A 22205-nucleotide genomic window follows, 5' to 3' on the forward strand; every position below is an offset into this window, starting at 1 on the left:
TTGAGTACCCGCGTCCTCGACAACGACATCCTGGCCCCCCGCCTCGTGCACGTCGCCCTTCCCACCGGAGAGGCCCGCCAGTGTTCCCAAGGCCACAACGGCGGAGAAGGCGGCAACAAGCACCGAGCGAAGCATTCTCTTGCGCATAGTCGGCTTCGTCCTCACTTGAAGGTCCCCTCACTCCCCCGTCGGATAAGACGATGGCTCATTCAGGTACGTCATGGCCACACGAACGGTGCATCATGTTCCTGCACGTTCAGGACCCTGGGGGGTGGAGTTTTGGGTAATAACGGGACAAGGGCGACACATCCCCATGCGGTCACAGAGCTGTGCGAGGAGGGAAGCCGCCTCTACGCAAACGCCCTGCGCACCGGGCGGATCCCGAGGACCGATGCCGAGTCGGCTCCGTGCCTGACCGACTTCGCCCTTCTGCACCCGGATCCCGATGATCCCAACTGGCTCCGGCCCGTTCTGCCGTCAGTTGCCCTTGCGCAGCGGCTGACTCCCATCGAACGTGAGATCTCCGAGCACCGACGGTTGAGCATCGCGCTCACCGAGGCCTTCGAGCCGTTCATGACCCTCAGCACCCAGGAAACCGGATCCGGTCACTCGATCACAGTGGTAGAGGGGCTCGACCGCATCAACGCGGCGCTCGACCTGGCGACTGCCGAGTGCAAGGCCGAAATGCTCACGGTCCAGCCGAGCGGACGGAGTACGGAGAAGCGGCTCCTGGAGGCACTTGAGCGCGACAAGACCCTGATCGAAAGGGGGGTGCGGATCCGCACCCTCTATCAGCACACGGCGAGGTACAGCCCGGAGCGGCTCGCCTACGTGGACCGGTTCGCCAACGGTAGGGCCGAGTACCGCACCATCGACGAACTGGTGGAGCGGCTCATCATCTGCGACGAGACGGTGGCCTTCATTCCGGTCCGCGACGACCGGCAGATCGCGTTGGAGCTGCGCCACCGAGGGCTGGTCCGGTACCTGATCAAGGTCTTCGAGTTCATGTGGAACCGGGCCGTGCCGCTCAGCGCGGGCGCGCCCTACGAGACAGCGCCCGACGGCATCACCGAGATCCAGCACTCCATAGCCAAGCTCCTCGTGGAGGGCCACGTCGACGAGGCCATAGCCCGCCGCCTCGGCATGAACGTCCGCACCTGCCGGGCCCACATCGCCAAGCTGGCCTCCGCCCTCGGCAGCGGCAGCCGCGCCCAACTCGGCTACCTCATCGCGCAGTCGGGCATCCTCAATCAGGAGGGAGCCGGCGAGTGACCGTGCCACCGCACGCGGAGCACGGCGTGGAGGACCTGTGCGACGCGGGTACGCAGCTGTACGAACGCGCCCTGGCCGAAGGCCGTATCCGCGCCGAGGACGCCGCACAGGCGCCCTGCCTGCTGGACCTCGGCCTCCTCTCCCCCGCCCTCGACGACCCGGGCCGGCTGGAACCCGTACCGCCCGCCCTCGCCCTGCACCGGCTGCTGCGCACCTCGGCCAACCGCGTCGCCGACGAGCGTGAGCGCGAAGTCCGGCTGGCCCGGACCTTCGAGCCGCTGCTGCGCGGGGCCGGACACCCGGACGGCCCCGTGGAGAGCCCCATCCGGATGCTCGTCGGCACCGTGCGGATCAACCAGGCCATCACCGAAGCGATGGCGGAGGCGACGCGGGAACTGCTCTGCGTGCAGCCCAGCGTTCACCGCGGCGCCGCCCGCATGGAACGGGCCCGGGCCATCTCCCACCTCCGCGACCAGGCCCTGCTCGACCGCGGCGGCCGGATCCGCACCCTCTACCAGCACACCCAGCGCCATGTGCCCTCGGTCATCGCCCACCACGAGCACCTCACGGGCGACTCCGAGGCCCGCACCCTGGACGAGATAACCGACCGCATCATCATCGTCGACCGCGAGGTGGCCTTCGTCCCCGGCGACAAGGAGTCCGCCACGGCGCTGGAAGTCCGGGTCCCCGCCCTCGTCACCTACTTCGCCACCACCTTCGACCGCCTCTGGCGCCTCGCCACCCCGATGTACCCCGAAGCCGTGGCCCCACCCGCCCTCAACGGCGTCACCCACCGCCAACGCGCCATCGCCGCCCTCCTCGTCGAAGGACACACCGACGCCGTCATCGCCGAACGCCTCGGCATGAACGTCCGCACCGCGCGCGAACACATCGCCAAACTCTCCGCCACCCTCGGCAGCGAGAGCCGCGCGCAGCTCGGCTACCTCATCGGACGCTCCGGGATCCTGGATCAGGGACGCTGACGGGCTCCGGTGGGCCGTTGAGGCCGACCTGGGCGATGCGGACGCCCAGCTGGGTGCGGCTGGCCGCGCCGAGGGTCTCGGAGAGGCGGGCGATGTGCGCGCGGCAGGTGCGGACGCTGATGCCGAGGCGCTCGGCGATCACCGCGTCCTGGTGGCCCTCCGCGAGCAGCGCCGCGATGGACTGCTCGCGGTGCGAGATGCCCTCGATACGGGTGTCCGGCAGGGGCGCCGTCAGCGGGACCGCCAGCCGCCAGAGGCGTTCGAAGACCGTCACCAGGTACGCCACCAGGCCGGGGTGGCGCAGCTCCAGGGCCATCGTGCGGTCGGCGTTGGCGGGGATGAAGGCCACCGTGCGGTCGAAGAGGATCAGCCGGTCGATGACCTCGTCCAGGGTGCGCGCCTCCACCGTGTCGCCCATCAGTTCCAGGTAGTTCAGCAGGCCCTGCCCGTGCCGGGCGACATGGTTGTACAGGTCGCGCATCCGGACGCCCCGGCCGCGCAGCGCGAGGGCGCGGTGCAGCCCCTCGGAGAGTTCGTGTTCGCGCCGGATGCCGCCCGGCTGGACGGTCAGCACCTCCGTCGTGCACGCGTCCGTCGCCTCGTCCAGCGCCGCCTGGATGCGGGACGGGCCGTCCAGCACGCGCAGCGCCGACGTGCCCTCGGCACGGGGCAGTCCGGCGTCCTTGCCGCCCAGGCCCGCGTACCAGTCGAAGGCGGCGACCGCCGACCCCACCCGCCGGTGGCTGGCGCTGATCTCGTCGTACACCCCGCGCAGCAGCCGGGTCATGACCTCCTGCGGGGAGGTCGGCACCAGCCAGTCCATGTCGTCGGGGTCGGGGTGCAGCAGCGCGAGTTCGAGCAGACAGGGCACCGGCTCGGCGTCGTGGCGCGGAACCCGCCCGCGCCGTACGGCTCGGGAGTACACCCGGTCCGCCGCCTCGCACAGTCGGTCAGCACCGTGTGGATGCTCGTCCGTCCTGTGCCCGGCCATCGCCCATCCCACCCCCGGTTGCAGCGCTCCTCGCAGCGCAACTATGCGCGGATGAGGACTGCTCCGCAACACGGCTCTTCCCACTGTGACCCTGGGAAACCACCACTATGCCCCGGTATTTCCGGGCCCCCGTCCCGCGCATTGCAACAAGATGACGGTGGTATGGGGGCGCGCGGGGGTGCGTCGCGGGAGCCGCTTCCCCCGGGTCCGAGCTGGCGGCCTCCCCCCGGCCCGCCGACCGGGCACCGGAAGGGGGTCCCGCGTCCGGCGCCCCCGCCGGGCGCCGGGCACCTCGAACCGCCGCTCCAGCACGACTCCGGGAAATCCCGAGCGCCGAGGACGCCCCGGGTCCGGCGCACTGGTACGGCACCACGGCCCCGTACGGTCAAGACGGCCGGAAGGTGCCCCCGAAGCCCACTCCCGTGGCGCGAAACCGACCGTCAGTCCTTCAGGCCGATCTCCGCGCAGGCGTCCGCGTACTTGCCCGCGCAGATCTGCGAGACCTTGTAGATGCCGTCCGCGACGACGGTCTCCTCGATGTTCTCCTGGGTCAGCGCGGTCACGGTGACCAGCTGGGCCGGGATGTCCTTGTCGGTGGGGCTGTCGACGCGGTCGCGGGTGAGGGCGTCGAACTGGATGTCCTTGCCCTGGACCCGGGCGACGGCCATCTCCGCGGCGGCCTCGGCCTCCTGCGGGTAGGACTTGTAGACGCTCATGTACTGCTCACCGAGGACGATCCGCTGTACGGCGTCCAGCTCCGCGTCCTGACCCGTGACCGGCGGCAGCTCGCTGACGCCCGCGCTCTGCAGGGCCTTGATGACGGCGCCCGCCATGCCGTCGTTGGCGGAGTACACCGCGGCGATGTTGTCCACGCCGATCTCGTTGATCGCCTCGGCCATGTTGGCCTCGGCGTTCTCCGGCTTCCAGTCCTTGGTGTCGAAGGACTTGGCGATCGTCACCTTGCCGGTCAGCTCGGAGAGCGCGCCCTGCTTGAACTGGCCCGCGTTGGGGTCGGTGGGCGAGCCGTTCATCATCACGACCTTGTCGGCCGTGTCGATCCCGGAGCCCAGCGCCTCGATGACGGAACGTCCCTGCACCTCGCCCACGAGGGCGTTGTCGAAGGAGATGTACGCGTCGATCGGGCCCTCGGCGAGCCGGTCGTAGGCGATGACCGGGATCCCGGCGTCCTTGGCCTGCTGGACGGTGTCCGCGATGCCGTGCGAGTCGACGGCGTCCAGCAGGATGACGTCCACCGCGTCGTCGATCATCTGCCGCATCTGCGCGGCCTGCTTGTCCGCGTCCGCCTCGGCGTTGGCGTACTCGACCTTGCCGCGCTTGCTGGTGAGGGAGGCGATGCGTTCCTTGATGATGGGGTAGTCGAACTTCTCGTAGCGGGAGTTCGCCGTCTCGGGCAGCAGCAGCCCCACCGTGATGTCGTCGCCCTTGGTCGGGGAGGCGTCGGCGCCGTCGTCCGTCGCGCCCAGCACACCGCACCCGGCAAGCGAAAGAGTCAACGCGGACAAGGCGACGGATATGGCGATACGACGCATACGGGGGCTCACTTCTGATGTCTTCCGGACGTGGGAGCAGCCTTGCTACCCAGGTGTCTCAAAAGACAACGCTTCGTCGGCGCCCAGCGTCAAGCCGAATCACTTAACGAGATGACAACATCACGCTCCGCTTCACCTGTGGAGACGGAGCGGAATCACCTGCGCACGGGCCTCACCGCGCCTTCACCGCACCGGATTTCGCGTGCGTCCGAGATCCGTACAACCCATCCCATTCTTCGTCAGTCGGGAGCTGCGCGACGGCGTTCCCCGCCGCGCTCCCGCGTCGGAGGACCGAATGATCCCAGCCAGACGCAGCACGACCGCCGCGGCCTCGACCGCGGTCGTACTCGCCACCGCGGGCGGCCTGCTCACCGCCGTGACCACGCCCGCCACCGCGGCGACGAGCTGCACCTCCCCCGTCTTCGAGGGTCCAGCCCCCGCGGACGGCTGGGCGGTCACGACCCCCTGAGCGGACACGCGTAGGGGCCCCGCCTCCGCGGGGCCCCTACGCGCTCGTCAGTCCGTCTGCTGCTGCCGCTTCGGTCGCCACACCACCAGCGCGCTGGTCTGCTGGACCTCCTGGTACGGGACCAGGTCGCGGCGGTACGACGCGTGGACCGCGGCCTCGCGTTGGCGCATGGTGGCCGCCGCGCCCTCCAGGGCCGCCTGGAGTTCCGCGACGCGGGACTGCAACGCGGCGACCTGGTTCTCCAGTTCGATGATCCGCTTGATGCCGGCGAGGTTGATGCCCTCGTCCTGCGACAGCTGCTGCACCTGGCGGAGCAGCTCGATGTCGCGGGCCGAGTAGCGCCGGCCCCGGCCCGCGGTGCGGTCCGGGGAGACCAGGCCCAGGCGGTCGTACTGGCGCAGCGTCTGCGGGTGGAGTCCGGAGAGCTGGGCCGCCACCGAGATGACGTAGACCGGGGTCTCCTCGGTCAGTTCATACGGGTTGCGTCGACGGCCGTCCATCGTCGTCAAGCTCCCTTCGCCGCCTGGAACAGCTCCGCCCGCGGATCCTCATCCGCGGTCGCCTCGCGATACGCCTCCAGCGCGTCACGAGCCTTCCCCGTCACGTCCTTCGGCACACTCACCTCGACGGTGACCAGCAGGTCCCCACGGGTGCCGTCCTTGCGCACCGCGCCCTTGCCCCGCGCCCGCATGGTGCGGCCGTTGGGCGTGCCGGGCGGCAGCTTCAGGGTGACCGGGGGCCCGCCGAGGGTCGGCACCCGCACCTCCCCGCCGAGCGCCGCCTCCGCGAAGGTCACGGGGACGGTGACGGTGAGGTTGTCGTCCTTGCGCCCGAAGACGGCGTGTTCCTTGACGTGCACGACCACGTACAGGTCGCCCGCCGGACCGCCGCGCTCACCGGGCGCGCCCTTGCCGCGCAGCCGGATGCGCTGCCCGTCGCTCACCCCGGCCGGGATCCGCACCTGCATCGTCCGCGAGGACTTGGCGCGGCCGGAGCCCTTGCAGACCTCGCAGGCGTCCTCCGCGATCAGCCCGCGCCCCTTGCAGTCCGGGCACGGGTCGGTCAGCGAGAAGCCGCCGCCCGAGCCACGGGCGACCTGCCCGGTGCCGACGCAGGTCGGGCACACGCGCGGCGTGCCGTTCTTGTCGCCGGTGCCGGAGCACGCCTTGCACGGGGACTGCGACGACATCCGCAGCGGAACCGTCGCGCCCTCGATCGCCTCGTTGAAGCTCAGCGTGACCTCGGACTCGATGTCCTGGCCGCGGCGCGGCTGGGTCCGCGTGCCCGTGCCCGCGCCGCCCCGGTTGAACAGGCCCCCGAAGACGTCACCGATGCCGCCGCCGAAGCCGCCGCCGCTCTGCTGCGCGCCGCCCCCGCCCCCGAAGAGGTCGCCGAGGTCGAAGTTGAACGATCCGCCGCCCGCGCCCGGCCCCGGGCGGAAGCCGCCGTTGCCGAACAGGGTGCGCGCCTCGTCGTACTCCTTGCGCTTCTTGGGGTCGCCGAGGACGTCGTTCGCCTCGGAGATCTCCTTGAACCGCTCCTCGGCCCTGGCGTTGCCCTTGTTGGCGTCCGGGTGGAACTCGCGGGCGAGCTTCCGGTACGCCTTCTTGATCTCGGCCTCGGTGGCGTCCTTGGGGACGCCGAGGACCTTGTAGTAGTCCTTCTCGATGAAGTCCTTGGTGCTCATCCCCGACGTCCCTCCTTCCTCGCGTACGTCCCTACGTCGTCAAGCTCAGCCCTCGTCCGGGCCACCGCTCTCCTTGTCGTCGCCTTCAGGGGACTCCTCGCCCTTGACGGTCTGCGCGCCGGGCTGCGGCTCGGCGACGGCCACCCGCGCGGGGCGGATGGTGCGCTCGCCGATGCGATACCCGGGCTGGAGAATCGCCACGCACGTCGTCTCGGTCACGTCCGGCGCGTAGCTGTGCATCAGCGCCTCGTGGACCGTCGGGTCGAAGGGCTCGCCCTCCTTGCCGAACTGCTGGAGGCCCATCTTCGCGGCCACGGTCTCCAGCGACTCGGCGACGGACTTGAAGCCGCCGACGAGTTCGCCGTGTTCGCGGGCGCGGCCGATGTCGTCGAGCACCGGCAGCAGCTCGGTCAGGAGGTTCGCGATGGCGATCTCCTTGACCGCGATGCGGTCGCGCTCGACCCGGCGGCGGTAGTTCTGGTACTCGGCCTGGAGCCGCTGGAGGTCCGCGGTGCGCTCGCCGAGCGCGGTGCGCACCTGGTCCAGCTGGGCCAGCAGACCGGGGTCTGTGCTGGTGGCGTCCCCGGCCGGGGCCGCCCCCTCCTCGGAGGCGGCCTTCGGCTCGGCGTCGTCAGGGGCGGCGCCGGAGGGGACGTCGGGCTTTTCGTCGAAGCCCGGGGTCTCCTCCGTCACGCGGCACCGTCCTTCCGCTCGTCGTCGACGATCTCGGCGTCCACCACGTCGTCGTCGGCCTTGGCGCCGCCGGCGGTGGCACCCTCGGGGCCGCCCGGCGCCTGCGCGGCCTGCGCGTCGGCGTACATGGCCTGGCCGAGCTTCTGGGAGACGGCCGCGACCTTCTCGGTGGCGGTGCGGATCTCACCGGTGTCCTCGCCCTTGAGCTTCTCCTTCAGCTCGGCGACGGCCGCCTCGACCTCGTTCTTGACGTCACCGGGAACCTTGTCCTCGTTGTCCTTGAGGAACTTCTCGGTCTGGTAGACGAGCTGCTCGCCCTGGTTGCGGGACTCGGCGGCCTCGCGGCGGGCGTGGTCCTCCTCGGCGTACTTCTCGGCCTCCTGGCGCATCCGGTCGACCTCGTCCTTCGGCAGCGAGGAGCCGCCGGTGACGGTCATCTTCTGCTCCTTGCCCGTGCCCAGGTCCTTCGCGGTCACGTGCATGATGCCGTTGGCGTCGATGTCGAAGGCGACCTCGATCTGCGGGACACCGCGCGGGGCGGGCGGCAGACCGGTCAGCTCGAACATCCCGAGCTTCTTGTTGTACGCCGCGATCTCGCGCTCGCCCTGGTAGACCTGGATCTGCACGGACGGCTGGTTGTCCTCGGCGGTGGTGAAGATCTCGGACCGCTTGGTCGGGATCGTCGTGTTCCGCTCGATCAGCTTGGTCATGATGCCGCCCTTGGTCTCGATGCCGAGGGACAGCGGGGTGACGTCGAGGAGCAGGACGTCCTTGACCTCGCCCTTGAGGACACCGGCCTGGAGGGCGGCGCCGATGGCGACGACCTCGTCCGGGTTCACGCCCTTGTTGGCCTCGTTGCCACCGGTCAGCTCCTTGACCAGCTCGGCGACGGCCGGCATACGGGTCGAGCCACCGACGAGAACGACGTGGTCGATCTCGGAGAGGGCGATCCCGGCGTCCTTGATGACGTTGTGGAACGGCGTCTTGCAGCGCTCCAGGAGGTCCGCGGTCAGCTGCTGGAACTGGGCGCGGGTGAGCTTCTCGTCGAGGTGCAGGGGGCCCTCGGCGGAGGCGGTGATGTAGGGCAGGTTGATCGAGGTCTCGGTGGACGAGGACAGCTCGATCTTGGCCTTCTCGGCGGCCTCACGGAGGCGCTGGAGCGCCATCTTGTCCTTGCTGAGGTCCACGCCGTGACCGGACTGGAACTGCTTGACCAGGAAGTCGACGACGCGCTGGTCCCAGTCGTCGCCACCGAGGTGGTTGTCACCGTTGGTGGCCTTCACCTCGACGACGCCGTCACCGATCTCCAGGAGCGACACGTCGAAGGTGCCGCCGCCGAGGTCGAAGACGAGGATCGTCTGGTCGTCCTTGTCGAGGCCGTAGGCCAGGGCCGCCGCGGTCGGCTCGTTCACGATCCGCAGCACGTTCAGACCGGCGATCTCACCGGCCTCCTTGGTGGCCTGGCGCTCGGCGTCGTTGAAGTACGCCGGGACGGTGATCACCGCGTCGGTGACCTTCTCGCCCAGGTAGGCCTCCGCGTCCCGCTTCAGCTTCTGCAGCACGAAGGCGCTGATCTGCTGCGGGTTGAAGTCCTTGCCGTCCAGGTTGATCTTCCAGTCGGTGCCCATGTGGCGCTTGACCGACCGGATGGTCCTGTCGACGTTGGTGACCGCCTGGCGCTTGGCCACCTCGCCGACCAGCACCTCGCCGTTCTTGGCGAAGGCGACGACGGACGGCGTGGTCCTGGCGCCCTCGGCGTTGGTGATGACGGTGGGCTCGCCGCCCTCCAGAACGCTGACGACGGAGTTAGTCGTGCCCAGGTCGATGCCGACCGCACGTGCCATGGTTGATTCCTCCAGCGACTTGAGTGGAACGGACTCAAGTGTGCACGACGACCCGGAATGGGTCAACAGACCTGAGCCAAGCGGACTCAACTCTTATCCGTTCCTTACACGCAAGGGCCGCCGCACTTCTCCCCTGACCTGCACGGACGCCCGTGCGGCCGGTACCGCGCGCGCCCCCGCCCCCTTGACGCACAGCAGCCCGAGGACCGCCACCGCCCCGCCCCCGGCCACCCACCACACGGCACCCGCGTCCACCCACCCCCCGTGCACGAGCACCCCCACGAGGACGCTCGCGAACGTCCCGGCACCCACCACCACCGTCGCACCCCGCGAGGTGAGACCGAGCCGCCGCAGCCGGTGCCCCAGGTGGTCGGGGCCGCGCCGGGTCACCGGCCGCCCCGCCAGCCGACGCGCCAGCACCACCAGGACGGCGTCCACGCTCACCACGCCGGTCAGCGCGAACAGCACCCCGGCCGACGGCACGGCGTCGTACCCGGTGCGCACCAGCACCGCCGCCGACGCCAGCACGAACCCCGTGAACAGCGCCCCGCACCCGCCGAACGCCACCCGCGCGGGATGCCAGTTGTGCATCAGGAACCCGGTCAGCGCCGCCGCCAGCACGCTCAGCAGCACCGCCACCCCGTCCAGCACCTCGACCGCCGCGCACGCGCCCACCCCGAAGGCGGTCACCACCCCGACCGTCCCCGCCAGCCCGTCCGCGTGGTCCAGCGCCCGGAACGCCCCGGCCACCACCGCGACCCACGCCGCCGCCAGCACCCCGCCGACCACCCCGGTCACCCCTCCGCCCTCGTACGGCACCACGCACAGCGCCGCCACCGCCGTACCGGCGAGCGGCACCCGCGCGCGCAGCCGCCACACGTCGGCCACCAGCCCGAGCGCGGCGACCCCGGCCCCGGCGCCGAGCAGCGTCCCCACGCCCGGGCCGAGCGGCGCCACGCCGGTCCACTCGCCCGCCCCCGCCACCAGCACCGTCGCGAGCACCACCGCCATGCCGCCGACCACCGGCACCGGCCGGGCGCGGCGCCGGTCGACCAGCCCGAGCCGCAGTCCGGGCACCCGGAGGAGTCCCGCGAGCAGGGCGGCGAGGAGCAGGGCGGCGATGGCGGCGGCGATCCCGTAGAGCACGGGCCTAAGCTAAGTCCGAACGTCATGTTTTGGTATGAATGGCGCGATAAGCGCGGCGCGCCGCGCCCGTCCCGGCCACCCCCGGTACCGGACGGGGGGTCAGGGGAGGCTCAGCGACACAGATCACCGAGCCGGTAACTACAGTGCGGGGCATGATGCGGGTACTCTCGAACGAACTGCATTAAGTTACCGCTTAGTAATCTCCCTCGCAGGCCCGAGGAGCCCCGGAATGCAACTTGCCTCGATCATCGTGTCGATGGTCCTGACAGTGGTCGGCTCGGCCCTGTTCGCCCGCGTCATCGCCCAGTTCGTCACGTTCTTCAGGCTCGGCCAGCCGTTGCCGGCCGGGGTCCGGACCGACAACCCCTACCAGCGCAGTGTGACGCTGGTGAAGGAGTTCCTCGGCCACACGCGGATGAACCGGTGGGGAGTCATCGGCATCGCGCACTGGTTCGTGGCGATCGGCTTCCTGACCCTGATCCCCATCCTGGTGCAGGCCATCGGCCAGCTCTACGTCGCCGACTTCACGCTGCCGATCATCGGCGGCTGGCTGCCCTGGGAGATGTACGTCGAGTTCATCACCGTGATGACCACGGTGGGCATCGCCACCCTCATCGTCATCCGGCTGCTCAACCTGCCCCTGCGGGCGGGCCGCAAGTCGCGCTTCGCGGGCTCGACGCCCTGGCACGCGTACTTCGTCGAGTACATCATCCTGACCATCGGCACCGTGATCTACGTCCTGCGCGGACTGGAAGGCGCGATCCACCACGTCGACCACTACGAGGCCGCGTTCTTCGCCTCGTACCCGCTGGTCACGGTCTTCGACGACCTGAGCCTGTCCTCGCTCCAGACCCTGGTCTACCTGTTCGCCGGGATCAAGGTCAGCGTCTCCTTCATCTGGATGATCGTCGTCTCGCTGAACGCCGACATGAGCGTGGCGTGGCACCGGTTCCTGGCCTTCCCCAACATCTGGTTCAAGCGCAACGCGACCGGTGAGAGCGCGCTGGGCGCCCTCCAGCCGATGACGTCCGGCGGCAAGGCGATCGACTTCACCGACCCCGGTGAGGACGACGTGTTCGGCGTCTCGCAGATCGAGCAGTTCTCCTGGAAGGGCCTGCTGGACTTCTCCACGTGCACCGAGTGCGGTCGCTGCCAGTCGCAGTGCCCCGCCTGGAACACCGGCAAGCCGCTCTCCCCCAAGCTGCTGATCATGTCCCTGCGCGACCACTCGCACGCCAAGGCGCCCTACCTGCTCGCCGGGGGGACCGGCCCGGAGACCGAACGGCCGCTGGTCGGCACGGCCGAGGAGAACGGCGTCATCGACCCGGACGTGCTGTGGTCCTGCACCACCTGCGGCGCGTGCGTCGAGCAGTGCCCGGTCGACATCGAGCACATCGACCACATCGTGGACATGCGCCGCTACCAGGTGATGATCGAGTCGGCGTTCCCGTCCGAGGCCGGGACGATGCTCAAGAACCTGGAGAAGAAGGGCAACCCCTGGGGCCTGGCGAAGAAGCAGCGCCTCGCCTGGACCAAGGAGGTCGACTTCGAGGTCCCGGTCGTCGGCAGGGATATCGAGGACCTGTCCGAGGTCGAGTACCTGTACTGGGTGGGCTGCGCGGGCGCCCTGGAGGACCGCGCGAAGAAGACCACCAAGGCGTTCGCGGAGCTGCTGCACATGGCGGGCGTCAGCTTCGCCATCATGGGCGGGGACGAGAAGTGCACCGGCGACTCCGCCCGCCGCCTGGGCAACGAGCCGCTGTTCCAGGAACTCGGCATGGAGAACGTCGCCGCGCTGAACATGGCGTTCGGTGAGGATGACGAGGACGAGTCGACGAAGAAGCCGAAGTCGGCGAAGAAGATCGTCGCGACCTGCCCGCACTGCCTGAACACCCTCGGCAACGAGTACCCGCAGCTCGGCGGCGACTACGAGGTCATCCACCACACCCAGCTGCTCCAGCACCTCGTGGACGAGGGCAAGCTGGTCCCGGTCACGCCGGTCGAGGGCCTCATCACGTACCACGACCCGTGCTACCTGGGCCGCCACAACAAGATCTACACGCCCCCGCGCGAGATCATCGCCAACGTCCCGGGCCTCCGGAACGAGGAGATGCACCGGCACAAGGAGCGCGGCTTCTGCTGCGGCGCCGGCGGTGCGCGGATGTGGATGGAAGAGCGCATCGGCAAGCGCATCAACAACGAGCGGGTCGACGAGGCGCTGTCGCTCAACCCGGACATCGTCTCCACCGCCTGCCCGTTCTGCCTGGTCATGCTGACCGACTCGGTCAACGGCAAGAAGAACGACGGCCAGGCCAAGGAGTCCGTCCAGGTCGTCGACGTCGCCCAGCTGCTGCTGGAGTCGGTCAAGACGCCCGCCGACCCGCAGGACGCGGCGGAGTCGGAGAGCGCGCCGGAGCCCGAACCCGTGAAGTAGTCCGCCCCGCACGCCCTCAGCACCGCCAGCGACGCCCCGCCCGCCCGGTTCACCCCGGACAGGCGGGGCGTCGCTTTCGCACAGGTGGAACACCAAAGCAGCACATCAGACGCCCAGTTCGCACTTGACAGTCGATAAATGATCTTGGCGGCTGGCTCCGCGAGGCCGACCGGGACGGACAGGTCATCGTCGCCGGGCACCGCAGGTTCCGGCACGCGGGCGGCCTGGCCGACCTGCCCGACCGTGACCTGCTGATCGTCAACGAGTCCTACCTCGCCGCCCAGCCCGTCCGGGACGCCACCGGCCACCGCCTCCCCGCGACGACCGGCGACGACACGCGGGTCCGGCTGCTGGTCCCGGCGGAGCTGACGCCGTACACCGACCGCCTCGCCGCCCTCGTGCCGGAACTGCTCAACCCGGGCGAGCCACAGCGGGTCCCCGCCGACCGGATCACCCCGCTCACCACCCGGGACGGGCAGCGCCTGTTCACGTACAACCCGCGCGGCCGCCTCCAGGCCGCCACCAACCCCGACGCCGACGAGTCCTTCGCCGACGACCCGGTGGTCGTCGTCTACCCGGACGGGGCGCCGTACCTCAGCGAGCGGGGCTACATCGCCTACGCCTCCCAGCAGAGCCTGGTCTTCAAGGACCCCGACGACGTCACCGCCGGGATCGAGGAGCACCACCTGGAGACGTACGTCACCGGTATGAGCCCGGTCGGCCAGAACGCCGCCCTCAGGCTCCGCGACCTCGTCGCCGACTTCCGGCTCCAGCTGTTCAACCTGGGCGTGGCCGTGCTGGTCCTGCTGATCACCGGGGTGGGCGCGTGCGTCGTGCACTCCCGCAAGAACGCGCAGGCCGTCTTCGCCCGCCACCTCAGCGGCTGGCGCTTCACCGCCGTCCACCGGCCCCTGCTCGCCGTGGAGGGGGTGCTCGCCGTGCTGCTCGCCGCCTGGGTGCCGTTCCAGGTGTGGTGGCGGAACAGGGAGCTGGCCGAGTACCGGGCCAACGGCGTCAAGCCACCGGCCGAGCCCGTCCAGATCACCGGCCTCGGACTCACCGCCGACACCGCGCTCGTCGTCGTGGAGGTCGCCGCGGTGCTGGTCGCGCTGGCCGTGTTCCACCGCCGGATCGTGAAGGAAGGGGCGGCGGAGGCGTGATCCCCCACCCGACCCGCACCCCCCGCCGTCCCCAGGGAGCCACGCTGTGATCGAGATCGAGAACCTGAGCAAGTCCTACGGCCCGCGCACCCTCTGGTCCGGCCTCGACTTCACCGTGCGCGCGGGGCAGTTGCTCGCGCTGGTCGGGCCGAGCGGTTCCGGCAAGCCGACCCTGCTCAACTGCCCGGGCCTGCTCGACACCCCGACCTCCGGGGCGATCCGCCACGAGGGCCGGGACATCACCGGCTTCGGACCGCGCGCCGCCCGGCTGTACCGGCGGGACGTCCTCGGCTACCTCTTCCAGAGCTACGCGCTGATCGACAACGCGACCGTCGCCGCCAACCTCGATGTCGCGCTGAGACCCCGCCGGAAGCGGGTGGGCGCACCGACCGTCGCCGAGGCGCTGGAGCGGGTCGGGCTGGCCGGACGGGAGCAGGAGCGGGTGCACCGGCTCAGCGGCGGCGAGCAGCAGCGCGTCGCCCTCGCCCGGCTCCTCGTCAAGCAGCCCTCGCTCGTCCTGGCCGACGAACCCACGGGCGCGCTCGACCACGACAACACCACCCTCGTCGTCGACGTCCTCCGCGCGATGAGCGAGGAGGGCCGCGCCGTCGTCATCGCCACCCACGACGACGCCGTACGCGACCGCTGTGACGCCGTCCTGACGGTCGGCGGCACGACCTCACCCGTACCAGCGAAAGGCAAGCAACCCGCATGAAGATCCGACTCGGTCGGGCCGTACCCGTCGGCCTCCTCACCGTCGCCACGATCGCCGCCTTCGCGGTGTACGGCACGCACACGTTCACGATCCTGGGGCGGATCGGGGGGACGGTGTTCTGACGGCGGTCTGACAGTGTCTGACGTGGTCTGACGGTGTCTGACGTGGTCTGAGCACGTTCAGGCCGAGCGCCGGGGTGCCCCACTCCGCGGGGCACCCCGGCGCCGGACTACTTCGGGGACGCCTGCTGGACCACCTCGAAGGACCAGAGCGTCGACCCGGACGCCGCGGGCTTCGGCCGCTCGCCGCCACCCTCGCCGCCCTGCGGGGCGCTGCCGCCCTGGTGGGCCGACTTCATCGGCCCCTCCATCCACGCCTGGAACGCCGCCTCGTCCCGCCAGCGCGTGTAGACGAGGTACTGGTCGGTCCCCTCGACCGGCCGCAGCAGCTCGAACCACTCGAACCCGTCGGAACCCTCGACGGCGTGCGCACGCGAGGCGAACCGCTTCTCCAGCACCTCCCGCTGCTCGGCGGGAACGGTCAGCACGTTGATCTTCACTACGCTCATGCCCCCATCCTGCCCGCTCCCCCCACCGGACCGGGCGGGACACCCCAGTCGGCGCGGGCGCGGGGGTGCCGAGGCTTCCCGAACGCGTGCGTCGTTGCTGGGGCGTTGTCGTGGGGCGGAGCCTGGTCGCGGGTCCGCCGGGTACTGGTGTTCTCCACCGCGGAGTTCCCCTAGGGGATGTCACAGCTCGGCCGCAAAGCCGGGCCCGTACACCAGGGCCCGGCACACCGATCTCCCGGCTCAGGTACGTTCGAAGACGTGGCTGGATTCAGGATCGGACGCGGCGGCAGGGACGACCGCGCCCCGCAAGCGCACCCCCCGTACGGACAGCAGGCGCCGCAGGGACCGTCGTACGGCTACCCGCCCGCGGCCCCACAGCCCCCGGGCTACGGCGCCCAGGGCGGTCATGGGGCCCACGGCGGGCATGGCGGGCATGGCGGGCACGGCGGGCATGGCGGTGCTCACGGAGAGCCGGAGTACTTCGGAGACGGCGGCTACCCGCACGGACCGGCCGGGGGCCCCGTCGGCCCGGACCCGTACGCGGCGAACAACCCGGGCCACACCCAGGCGTTCTCGATCGGCGAGGACCCGTACTCCCAGGGCGAGACGTACCGCGCGGGCACGGCGAACCAGCCCCCGCCCGGCCCGGTCGGCCCCCGGCTGCACTGGAAGGACCTGCTGCGCGGCATCGTGCTGTCGCCCAGCCAGACCTTCCTCCGGATGCGTGACTACACGATGTGGGTCCCGGCCCTCGTCGTGACCTTCCTCTACGGCCTGCTGGCCGTCTTCGGCTTCGACGGCGCCCGCGACGACGCGATCAACGCCACGCTGTCGAACGCCGTCCCGATCGTCCTGACCACCGCGGTCGCGATGGTGATCAGCTCCTTCGTCCTGGGCGTGGTCACCCACACCCTGGCCCGCCAGCTGGGCGGCGACGGGGCGTGGCAGCCGACGGTCGGCCTCTCCATGCTGATCATGTCCCTGTCGGACGCGCCCCGACTGGTCGTCGCGATGTTCCTCGGCGGCGACGCGCCCTTCGTCCAGATCCTCGGCTGGGCCACCTGGGTCGCGGGCGGCGCTCTCCTCACCCTGATGGTCAGCCGCTCCCACGACCTGCCCTGGCCGAAGGCGCTGGGCGCGTCGGCGATCCAGCTGATCGCGCTGCTGTCGATCGTGAAGCTCGGCACGTTCTGACCACACCGTATGAAGGGAGGGCCCCGGCGTCCGGCCGGTACCCTCCCTTCATTCTGTTCACGCTGCCCGCACGCTCAGGCGTCGAGGACCTGCCCACTCCGCCGCACCACAGGGGGCTCGACGGACCACGGGAAGTCGATCCACTCGTCGGTCCGCTTCCACACGTACTCGCACTGGACGAGGGAGTGGGACTTCTCATAGATCACGGCGCTACGCACCTCGGCGACGGCGTCGAGACAGAAGTCACGCACGAGCTTGAGCGTCTTCCCGGTATCGGCGACGTCGTCGGCGATAAGAACCTTCTTCTCCGAGAAATCAACGACATTGGGAACGGGAGCAAGCATGACGGGCATGTCGAGAGTGGTCCCGACCCCCGTATAGAACTCCACGTTCACCAGATGGATGTTCTTACACCCGAGCGCATAAGCAAGCCCGCCGGCGACGAAAACCCCACCCCGGGCAATGCTCAACACCAGGTCCGGCTCATATCCGTCATCGGCGATGGCCTGCGCCAACTCCCTTACGGCGCCGCCGAACTGCTCGTAACTGAGGTTCTCGCGCACGCTCACACCCGGGTCCGGTGGAAGTTGAGGAAGGACCGGGACGCGGTGGGCCCACGCTGCCCCTGGTACCGCGACCCGTACCGCTCACTGCCGTACGGCGACTCGGCGGGCGAAGTGAGCCGGAACATGCACAGCTGCCCGATCTTCATCCCCGGCCACAGCTTGATGGGGAGCGTGGCGAGGTTGGACAACTCCAAGGTCACGTGCCCGGAGAACCCCGGATCAATGAACCCGGCGGTGGAATGGGTAACGAGCCCGAGCCGCCCGAGGGAACTCTTCCCCTCCAACCGCGAGGCGAGATCATCAGGCAGCGAGATCACTTCGTACGTGGAGGCGAGAACGAACTCCCCGGGATGCAGAATGAACGGCTCGTCCCCCTCGGGCTCCACCAGCCGCGTCAGGTCGACCTGCTCCACGGAGGGGTCGATATGCGGGTACCGGTGATTCTCGAACACCCGGAAATACCGGTCCAGCCGCACGTCGATGCTCGACGGCTGCACCATGGATTCGTCGTAGGGATCGATCCGTACCCGCCCGGCGTCGATCTCGGCCCGGATGTCCTTGTCAGAGAGAAGCACGCCCCGAGGATACGCAAGTGGCGCGGGCCCCCACACAAGGGACCCGCGCCAGACCTTCCGCTCCCGCTCGCTACCGCTTCTCGAAGCTGACCGGCACGACACTGCGAAGCCGCGCACAACGCGGACAACGCATGAGCCGACCAGGACCAAGCCGCTCGGCCTGCTGCATCGGGAACGAAGCGGTGCTGAACACGTGCCCATCGGCACAACGGACGACGGTGCGCTCCATCAAGTCCAAGAGTCCCTTCCCCAAGAGCCGCGTCTGGCTGCCACTGCCGTGACGACGAACCCCCACATTACGGGACGAACCGAACGCCCTTCCAGGCGGCACTCCGACTCCCGCACCCCCCGACCGAGCCCCCGAAGCCCACGCCAGCGAACCCCCAAGACCCCCACCCGGAACACCCCCACCGTACGCCCCAACTCCCGCCCCCCGCAGCCCCCACCCCACCTCTGAAACACCATCAGGCCCCACGGCCTGAGCACCGGGGGCCTGACATGAGGTAGAGTGAGCGAGCATTCGGACACCGACTCGGTCGGCGTCTTACGCGGGTGTAGTTTAATGGTAGAACATCAGCTTCCCAAGCTGAGAGCGCGAGTTCGATTCTCGTCACCCGCTCCATGATTAAGGCCCAGGTCAGAGACCCGGGCCTTTTTGCTGTCCGTGGTGATCAGCGGTCGCGTGCCAGATCCGTGCCAGAAGGCCGCTCGGGCCCCTTCTTCCTTGCCCCAGCCCGAGCCTTCCGCACGGTCGCGTCCAGCCCGGCGGCGACCTCTTCCTGACGCTCGTCGTCGGAGTGCTGGTAGATCAGCGCCGCCTTCTCCGAGGACTGCCCGGCCCGGACCATGGTGTCCTTGAGCGTGGCACCGGAGCGCGTGGAGAGCGTGTGCCCGGTGTGCCGAAGGTCGTAGAACCGGAAGCCCTCAGGCATCCCCACGACCTCCCGCGCCCGCCGCCATCTCCGCCCGAAGGTGCTGCGCCGGAACGGAGCACCCTTCTCCCCTGACGAAGACCAGCCCGTCCGGGCCTGGCTCGGCGTAGCTCTCCAGATGCCAGCGCAGCTCCCGGCGGAGGAACACGGGAAGAATCACAGTCCGGGTGCCCGCCTCCGACTTGGTGTCGCCCTGGACGCGTCGCCCGTTCATCCGCTCGGGCTCGGCGAGGCGCACGCGGACTCGACGGTTGTCGAGGTCGATGTCTCGGCGTCGGAGGCCCGCCAGCTCCTCCGGACGCATCGGACCGTACGCGCCGAGGTAGACCATGAGCCGCCACCGCATCCCCACCGCTTCGGCGAGGGCATCGACCTGGGCGACGGTCGCGATGCGCCGCTCAGCCGCCTTCTCCTTCCCCGCGCCCTTGATCCGGCATGGGTTGCGGGTGATCAGCTCGTCATCCACGGCCGTTTCCATGATGGCTTTGAGGAGCCGGTACGCCTTTGCCGTCATCGTCTTGGCGTTCGTGGCCCGCAGCCGATCGGCCCGCCACTCCCGGACGCGCGGAGCGGTGATCTCGTCCAAGTCCACGTCAGCGAAGGCGAACAAGTGCTTGTCGAGTAGGTAGCGGTAGAGGTCGCGCGTGAGCGGCGCAAGTTCCCGCTCGTCCACCCACTTGTCGGCGTAGGCCCGGAAGCGCACCGCGCCTGCGTCCGGGTCGCGCCACTCTCCCCGCCGGATCTCGGTCTGTTTCTCGGCAAGCCAGTCGTCGGCGTCCGCCGTCGTCTCGAAGGTGACAGGAGCCGGACGCATCACGCCGTCAGGGCCCGGATAGCGCGCCTGGTACCGGCCGGACGGAAGTCGCCTGATCGCGCCGAAACGGCGGCGCCTGCCCTTGCTGTTGGCCATCAGGCAGCAGCCCTCCCGAAGCGAGACCGAGGCCGCCGCAGCGGCTCCACGGTGCGAGAGGCGAGGTAGTCGCGAAGGGCGCTCTCGGGGATACGGACGTGTCGGCCGACCTTGACGTACCGAATGCGCCGCTCCTCGATGAGCCGCCGGGGGAAGCGGACCGTCGTGCCCAGCAGCTCGGCGACCTGGTCGACGGACAGGTAGCGGTCGTTCATGTGGTCGGCTCTCCTTCCGTTCCGGGAGCGGGTTCGAGGGATGCGGCCAGCCAGGTTTCGCCCGCGCTGAGGCCCGTTCCGGCGAAGACCCAGTGAGCGAGGACGAGCGTGGTTTCGCCGTCCTGGGGTTCGGGCGGGGCCGCCTGCGTGCGGCGCCACTCGGCGCGGGCGTCGCGGAGTGCGCCGAGGGTGGTGGAGTAGCGGCGGGACTTGGTGGAGAAGTGGCCGCGGAAGCCGAGCATGTGCGCCCAGGCCCGTAGGCGGAGGTCTGCCAGTTCGGGGCGTGCGCCGAGGGTCCAGGCGGTTCGGATCATGCGGCGGGCGTGGTCGGTGATCCGGGCCCCTGCCAGCTCGGCGAGGAAGCGGATCGGCCGGTCAAGGGTGCCGGTCGCGGTCTCGGCGCCCTTGGTGGCGTACTTGGCGATGTACGCCGCTACGGCTCGCTCGGTCAGCTCCTGGCCGTCGTCGAAGTCGGCTGAGCGGATCGGGCGGACGTCGAGCTGACGGCCGAAGACGAAGGAGTGCGTCCGGCCGTCGACGGTCGGGCCGTGGACGCGGGTGGCGGCGGCAGCGGCGTGGATGGCGTCGCCCAGCAGCTCGGCCGTGGCCCAGGCCGGGGGCGAGGTGTCGCCTCCCTCAGGACCGTCGAGTCGGATGACCGCGTGGAAGTGGACGGCCCCGCGCTTCTGGTACTCGGCGACCTTGGCGAAGGAGACGCGGGCGTGGTCGCGGAAGGCCCGTTGCGTGAGGCCCGCGCGCTTGGCGACCTCACGACGCAGGTAAATGGAGAACCGACGCCACAGGGCCCCGCCGTGCGCGTTCCAGAGCACGGCCGCTTCGTAGTCGTACGTGTCCGGATCGAGGGGCGTGCCGAGGGCCGGGTCTGTGGCGTCGTGCCGAACACCGCAGCGGCAGGGCCGCCCGCTGGAGGGGCGGTTGTGGACCGGGCCGAAGCTCGGCGCGGTGAAGGTGGCGAAGACGCGCGGGTGCGTGCCGACCTGTTCCGGGGTGCCTTTGCCGCCGCGCAGTCCGGCGGTGATCAGGTGGAAGGTGTCGCGGCGGTAGACCTCCGCGCAGGCCGCGCAGCGGGTGGCACGGCGGTTGTTGCAGCGGACGAGAAGGTTCCCGGCGGGGAGGGCGTTCGAGTCCAGGTGGTGCAGGACGCGCCCGACCTCACCGGTCGTCGTGTCGACGGCGTACGCGGTGCGGTGGCCGTCGAGGCGTACCGGGCGGGTGCAGCCGCCCAGGCCGGGCAGTTGGCGGGCCAGCTCGGGGAGGGTGCCGAGGGAGGCCAGCATGGAGAGTTCCGCCAGCGGGGGCGGAGTCTGCCGGGTGATGATGGGAGTTCCTTTCGGCTGTTTCGGTGGTCGGGAGGGACGGCCCCGGGGCGGCGGGATGCTTGGCGGCGTTGTTGCCGCCCCGGCGGCCGGTCAGCGCTTGTTGGCGCCGTTGACGAGGGACCGCAGGACCACGGCGGCGATGGCCACGGACACGGCCGAGACGGCGACCGCCGCCAGGAGCGCGGTGAGGACGACGCCGACGACGACCAGGGCGGCGACCGCACCGACCCCGGCCCCCACGTACGGGGCAGCCGAACGGTCAGCGGACGCGGCGGGGGCGTGGAACCGCTGTGTGGTCGGGGCCACCGGCACCTGGGGTGCGTCGGGCAGCTTGGGACGGAACATGACGGGACTCCTCACTCGTTCGTGCCGTTGATGACGTCGACCCCGGACCGGGTGCCGGACTCGACAGCCGGGGCCAGGAAGGTGTGGGAGAGCCAGAAGCCAAATAGGGCGATGACGACGGCCACCCAGAGACGGACGCCGAGGAACTTGATCGCGGCCCAGGCGATGACGCCCAGGACGAAGACCAGCGGCAGAGAGACGGTCACGGGATCTCCTCAGCGGACGGCGCAGCGGTGGGTACGGGCGGCCAGCTCGGCGGCGGCACGGCTGTCGTAGTCGGTCGAGAAGCCGCAGCGCGGGGCCGTACAGGCGGCGGTGTGCTTCTCGCGGCCACGGCCGTCGTAGTAGGTGGCGACCTGCACGGGGCCGATCCGGACGACGCGCCGGAAGCGACGGCTGGCGGGCATCAGTGCACCTCCTTGTCGGTTTCGCCGGTGAAGTCGGTGACGTGCTCGGCCAGCCAGCGCAAGATCTCGTCACCCTCGTAGCTGTCGGCGGCGAGGATCACCGGTTCGGCGATGAGCACGGCTTCGGTGAGGCGGTTCTGTCGGGTCAGCTCGGCTGCGCGCTTCAGCGCGCGGAGCGTGGACGGTCGCACGGTGGAGAGCCCTCCGGG

General features: G+C 70.2%; 24 protein-coding genes, 1 tRNA gene and 1 pseudogene. 9 read left to right on the forward strand and 17 right to left on the reverse strand.

The features are described from left to right. Positions 1–279: 279 nt before the first annotated feature. Both ABZ659_RS20630 and ABZ659_RS20635 read left to right on the forward strand, forming a co-directional pair. Positions 280–1272: a helix-turn-helix transcriptional regulator gene (locus tag ABZ659_RS20630; RefSeq protein ID WP_360221810.1), complete on the forward strand. Its 993-nt coding sequence runs from the start codon at positions 280–282 to the stop codon at positions 1270–1272. Next, complete coding sequence (locus tag ABZ659_RS20635) at positions 1269–2255, forward strand: helix-turn-helix transcriptional regulator (RefSeq protein ID WP_360221813.1); 987 nt, start codon at positions 1269–1271, stop codon at positions 2253–2255. The genes ABZ659_RS20630 and ABZ659_RS20635 overlap by 4 nt, the downstream gene beginning before the upstream one ends. Here the strand turns inward: ABZ659_RS20635 and ABZ659_RS20640 are convergent. After that, positions 2218–3246: a LuxR C-terminal-related transcriptional regulator gene (locus ABZ659_RS20640; RefSeq protein WP_360221816.1), complete on the reverse strand. Its 1029-nt coding sequence runs from the start codon at positions 3244–3246 to the stop codon at positions 2218–2220. The genes ABZ659_RS20635 and ABZ659_RS20640 overlap by 38 nt on opposite strands. A gap of 440 nt (positions 3247–3686) precedes the next feature. Continuing rightward, positions 3687–4796: a substrate-binding domain-containing protein gene (locus ABZ659_RS20645; RefSeq protein WP_360221819.1), complete on the reverse strand. Its 1110-nt coding sequence runs from the start codon at positions 4794–4796 to the stop codon at positions 3687–3689. 295 nt (positions 4797–5091) lie between these two features. On the opposite strand from ABZ659_RS20645, the gene ABZ659_RS20650 reads away from it, so the two are divergent. Continuing rightward, positions 5092–5265 carry a hypothetical protein gene (locus ABZ659_RS20650; protein WP_360221822.1) on the forward strand — a complete coding sequence of 58 codons (174 nt, stop codon included), beginning with the start codon at positions 5092–5094 and terminating at the stop codon, positions 5263–5265. A gap of 47 nt (positions 5266–5312) precedes the next feature. Here ABZ659_RS20650 and ABZ659_RS20655 read toward each other — a convergent pair whose 3' ends face one another. The 5 genes from ABZ659_RS20655 to ABZ659_RS20675 all read right to left on the reverse strand — a co-directional run bounded on the left by ABZ659_RS20655 (position 5313) and on the right by ABZ659_RS20675 (position 10635). Then, positions 5313–5765 carry a helix-turn-helix domain-containing protein gene (locus ABZ659_RS20655; protein WP_360221824.1) on the reverse strand — a complete coding sequence of 151 codons (453 nt, stop codon included), beginning with the start codon at positions 5763–5765 and terminating at the stop codon, positions 5313–5315. A 5-nt stretch (positions 5766–5770) separates the two neighbouring features. Further along, positions 5771–6952 (reverse strand): molecular chaperone DnaJ, encoded by a 1182-nt coding sequence (gene dnaJ / locus ABZ659_RS20660; protein ID WP_360221826.1) that lies wholly within the window; start codon positions 6950–6952, stop codon positions 5771–5773. A gap of 45 nt (positions 6953–6997) precedes the next feature. Next, entirely contained in the window at positions 6998–7645 is a 648-nt protein-coding gene (grpE, locus tag ABZ659_RS20665; RefSeq protein WP_360221829.1) for a nucleotide exchange factor GrpE, read from the reverse strand. After that, a complete protein-coding gene (dnaK, locus tag ABZ659_RS20670) occupies positions 7642–9489 on the reverse strand; it encodes a molecular chaperone DnaK (RefSeq protein WP_360221832.1) in 1848 nt (615 codons plus the stop codon). Before dnaK ends, grpE begins: the two co-directional genes overlap by 4 nt. Before the next feature lie 93 nt (positions 9490–9582). Beyond that, positions 9583–10635 (reverse strand): MraY family glycosyltransferase, encoded by a 1053-nt coding sequence (locus ABZ659_RS20675; protein WP_360221835.1) that lies wholly within the window; start codon positions 10633–10635, stop codon positions 9583–9585. 229 nt (positions 10636–10864) lie between these two features. Between ABZ659_RS20675 and ABZ659_RS20680 the strand changes: the two genes are divergently transcribed. The 4 genes from ABZ659_RS20680 (at position 10865) to ABZ659_RS20695 (ending at position 15066) form a co-directional block, all read left to right on the forward strand. After that, positions 10865–13069 carry a (Fe-S)-binding protein gene (locus ABZ659_RS20680; RefSeq protein ID WP_360221838.1) on the forward strand — a complete coding sequence of 735 codons (2205 nt, stop codon included), beginning with the start codon at positions 10865–10867 and terminating at the stop codon, positions 13067–13069. A 398-nt stretch (positions 13070–13467) separates the two neighbouring features. Further along, positions 13468–14229 carry a hypothetical protein gene (locus ABZ659_RS20685; protein WP_360221841.1) on the forward strand — a complete coding sequence of 254 codons (762 nt, stop codon included), beginning with the start codon at positions 13468–13470 and terminating at the stop codon, positions 14227–14229. A gap of 46 nt (positions 14230–14275) precedes the next feature. Further along, a complete protein-coding gene (locus ABZ659_RS20690; protein WP_360221844.1) occupies positions 14276–14944 on the forward strand; it encodes an ATP-binding cassette domain-containing protein in 669 nt (222 codons plus the stop codon). Continuing rightward, the gene (locus ABZ659_RS20695; protein WP_360221847.1) at positions 14941–15066 is read left to right on the forward strand and encodes a hypothetical protein; all 126 of its coding nucleotides are present in this window, start codon (positions 14941–14943) and stop codon (positions 15064–15066) included. Before ABZ659_RS20690 ends, ABZ659_RS20695 begins: the two co-directional genes overlap by 4 nt. 107 nt (positions 15067–15173) lie before the next feature. Here ABZ659_RS20695 and ABZ659_RS20700 read toward each other — a convergent pair whose 3' ends face one another. Further along, positions 15174–15512, reverse strand: a complete 339-nt coding sequence (locus ABZ659_RS20700; RefSeq protein ID WP_360221850.1) for an antibiotic biosynthesis monooxygenase — start codon at positions 15510–15512, stop codon at positions 15174–15176. 177 nt (positions 15513–15689) lie between these two features. Between ABZ659_RS20700 and ABZ659_RS20705 the strand changes: the two genes are divergently transcribed. Continuing rightward, a complete protein-coding gene (locus ABZ659_RS20705; RefSeq protein WP_360221853.1) occupies positions 15690–16706 on the forward strand; it encodes a Yip1 family protein in 1017 nt (338 codons plus the stop codon). A gap of 74 nt (positions 16707–16780) precedes the next feature. Here the strand turns inward: ABZ659_RS20705 and ABZ659_RS20710 are convergent, their stop codons facing one another. Together ABZ659_RS20710 and dcd are read right to left on the reverse strand one after the other, a co-directional pair. Then, on the reverse strand, positions 16781–17269 hold the full coding sequence (locus ABZ659_RS20710; RefSeq protein WP_360221856.1) for a phosphoribosyltransferase: 489 nt from the start codon (positions 17267–17269) through the stop codon (positions 16781–16783). A gap of 2 nt (positions 17270–17271) precedes the next feature. Beyond that, positions 17272–17847, reverse strand: a complete 576-nt coding sequence (dcd, locus tag ABZ659_RS20715; protein WP_360221859.1) for a dCTP deaminase — start codon at positions 17845–17847, stop codon at positions 17272–17274. Positions 17848–18395: 548 nt separating this feature from the next. Here dcd and ABZ659_RS20720 point away from each other — a divergent pair. Then, a tRNA-Gly gene (locus ABZ659_RS20720) sits at positions 18396–18469 on the forward strand. A 49-nt stretch (positions 18470–18518) separates the two neighbouring features. On the opposite strand, the pseudogene ABZ659_RS20725 reads toward ABZ659_RS20720, so the two are convergent. The 7 genes and pseudogenes from ABZ659_RS20725 to ABZ659_RS20755 all read right to left on the reverse strand — a co-directional run bounded on the left by ABZ659_RS20725 (position 18519) and on the right by ABZ659_RS20755 (position 22187). Next, positions 18519–19689 (reverse strand): annotated as a pseudogene (locus ABZ659_RS20725) (site-specific integrase). Then, positions 19689–19904, reverse strand: a complete 216-nt coding sequence (locus tag ABZ659_RS20730) for an excisionase family DNA-binding protein (RefSeq protein ID WP_360221862.1) — start codon at positions 19902–19904, stop codon at positions 19689–19691. Before ABZ659_RS20730 ends, ABZ659_RS20725 begins: the two are co-directional and overlap by 1 nt. Further along, complete coding sequence (locus ABZ659_RS20735) at positions 19901–21202, reverse strand: replication initiator (RefSeq protein ID WP_360221865.1); 1302 nt, start codon at positions 21200–21202, stop codon at positions 19901–19903. The genes ABZ659_RS20730 and ABZ659_RS20735 overlap by 4 nt, the downstream gene beginning before the upstream one ends. A gap of 132 nt (positions 21203–21334) precedes the next feature. Beyond that, on the reverse strand, positions 21335–21589 hold the full coding sequence (locus ABZ659_RS20740; RefSeq protein WP_360221868.1) for a SpdD protein: 255 nt from the start codon (positions 21587–21589) through the stop codon (positions 21335–21337). An 11-nt stretch (positions 21590–21600) separates the two neighbouring features. Continuing rightward, positions 21601–21795 carry a hypothetical protein gene (locus ABZ659_RS20745; RefSeq protein ID WP_210924133.1) on the reverse strand — a complete coding sequence of 65 codons (195 nt, stop codon included), beginning with the start codon at positions 21793–21795 and terminating at the stop codon, positions 21601–21603. A gap of 9 nt (positions 21796–21804) precedes the next feature. Then, entirely contained in the window at positions 21805–21996 is a 192-nt protein-coding gene (locus tag ABZ659_RS20750; protein WP_360221872.1) for a mobile element transfer protein, read from the reverse strand. Then, positions 21996–22187, reverse strand: coding sequence for a hypothetical protein (locus tag ABZ659_RS20755; RefSeq protein ID WP_360221875.1), 192 nt, complete (start codon positions 22185–22187; stop codon positions 21996–21998). Before ABZ659_RS20755 ends, ABZ659_RS20750 begins: the two co-directional genes overlap by 1 nt. Positions 22188–22205: the final 18 nt, after the last annotated feature.

This window comes from Streptomyces sp. NPDC006997 (assembly GCF_040635175.1).
Classification (GTDB): Bacteria; Actinomycetota; Actinomycetes; order Streptomycetales; family Streptomycetaceae; genus Streptomyces.

Excerpts from the sequence above, each read along its gene's own strand:
- dnaK (WP_360221832.1), bottom strand. The coding sequence starts at position 9,489 with ATGGCACGTGCGGTCGGCATCGACCTGGGCACGACTAACTCCGTCGTC.
- ABZ659_RS20735 (WP_360221865.1), bottom strand. The coding sequence starts at position 21,202 with ATGCTGGCCTCCCTCGGCACCCTCCCCGAGCTGGCCCGCCAACTGCCC.
- ABZ659_RS20655 (WP_360221824.1), bottom strand. The coding sequence starts at position 5,765 with ATGGACGGCCGTCGACGCAACCCGTATGAACTGACCGAGGAGACCCCG.
- ABZ659_RS20645 (WP_360221819.1), bottom strand. The coding sequence starts at position 4,796 with ATGCGTCGTATCGCCATATCCGTCGCCTTGTCCGCGTTGACTCTTTCG.
- ABZ659_RS20740 (WP_360221868.1), bottom strand. The coding sequence starts at position 21,589 with ATGTTCCGTCCCAAGCTGCCCGACGCACCCCAGGTGCCGGTGGCCCCG.
- ABZ659_RS20700 (WP_360221850.1), bottom strand. The coding sequence starts at position 15,512 with ATGAGCGTAGTGAAGATCAACGTGCTGACCGTTCCCGCCGAGCAGCGG.
- ABZ659_RS20705 (WP_360221853.1), top strand. The coding sequence starts at position 15,690 with ATGTCACAGCTCGGCCGCAAAGCCGGGCCCGTACACCAGGGCCCGGCA.
- ABZ659_RS20650 (WP_360221822.1), top strand. The coding sequence starts at position 5,092 with ATGATCCCAGCCAGACGCAGCACGACCGCCGCGGCCTCGACCGCGGTC.
- dnaJ (WP_360221826.1), bottom strand. The coding sequence starts at position 6,952 with ATGAGCACCAAGGACTTCATCGAGAAGGACTACTACAAGGTCCTCGGC.
- ABZ659_RS20750 (WP_360221872.1), bottom strand. The coding sequence starts at position 21,996 with ATGCCCGCCAGCCGTCGCTTCCGGCGCGTCGTCCGGATCGGCCCCGTG.
- ABZ659_RS20695 (WP_360221847.1), top strand. The coding sequence starts at position 14,941 with ATGAAGATCCGACTCGGTCGGGCCGTACCCGTCGGCCTCCTCACCGTC.
- ABZ659_RS20730 (WP_360221862.1), bottom strand. The coding sequence starts at position 19,904 with ATGAACGACCGCTACCTGTCCGTCGACCAGGTCGCCGAGCTGCTGGGC.
- ABZ659_RS20680 (WP_360221838.1), top strand. The coding sequence starts at position 10,865 with ATGCAACTTGCCTCGATCATCGTGTCGATGGTCCTGACAGTGGTCGGC.
- ABZ659_RS20640 (WP_360221816.1), bottom strand. The coding sequence starts at position 3,246 with ATGGCCGGGCACAGGACGGACGAGCATCCACACGGTGCTGACCGACTG.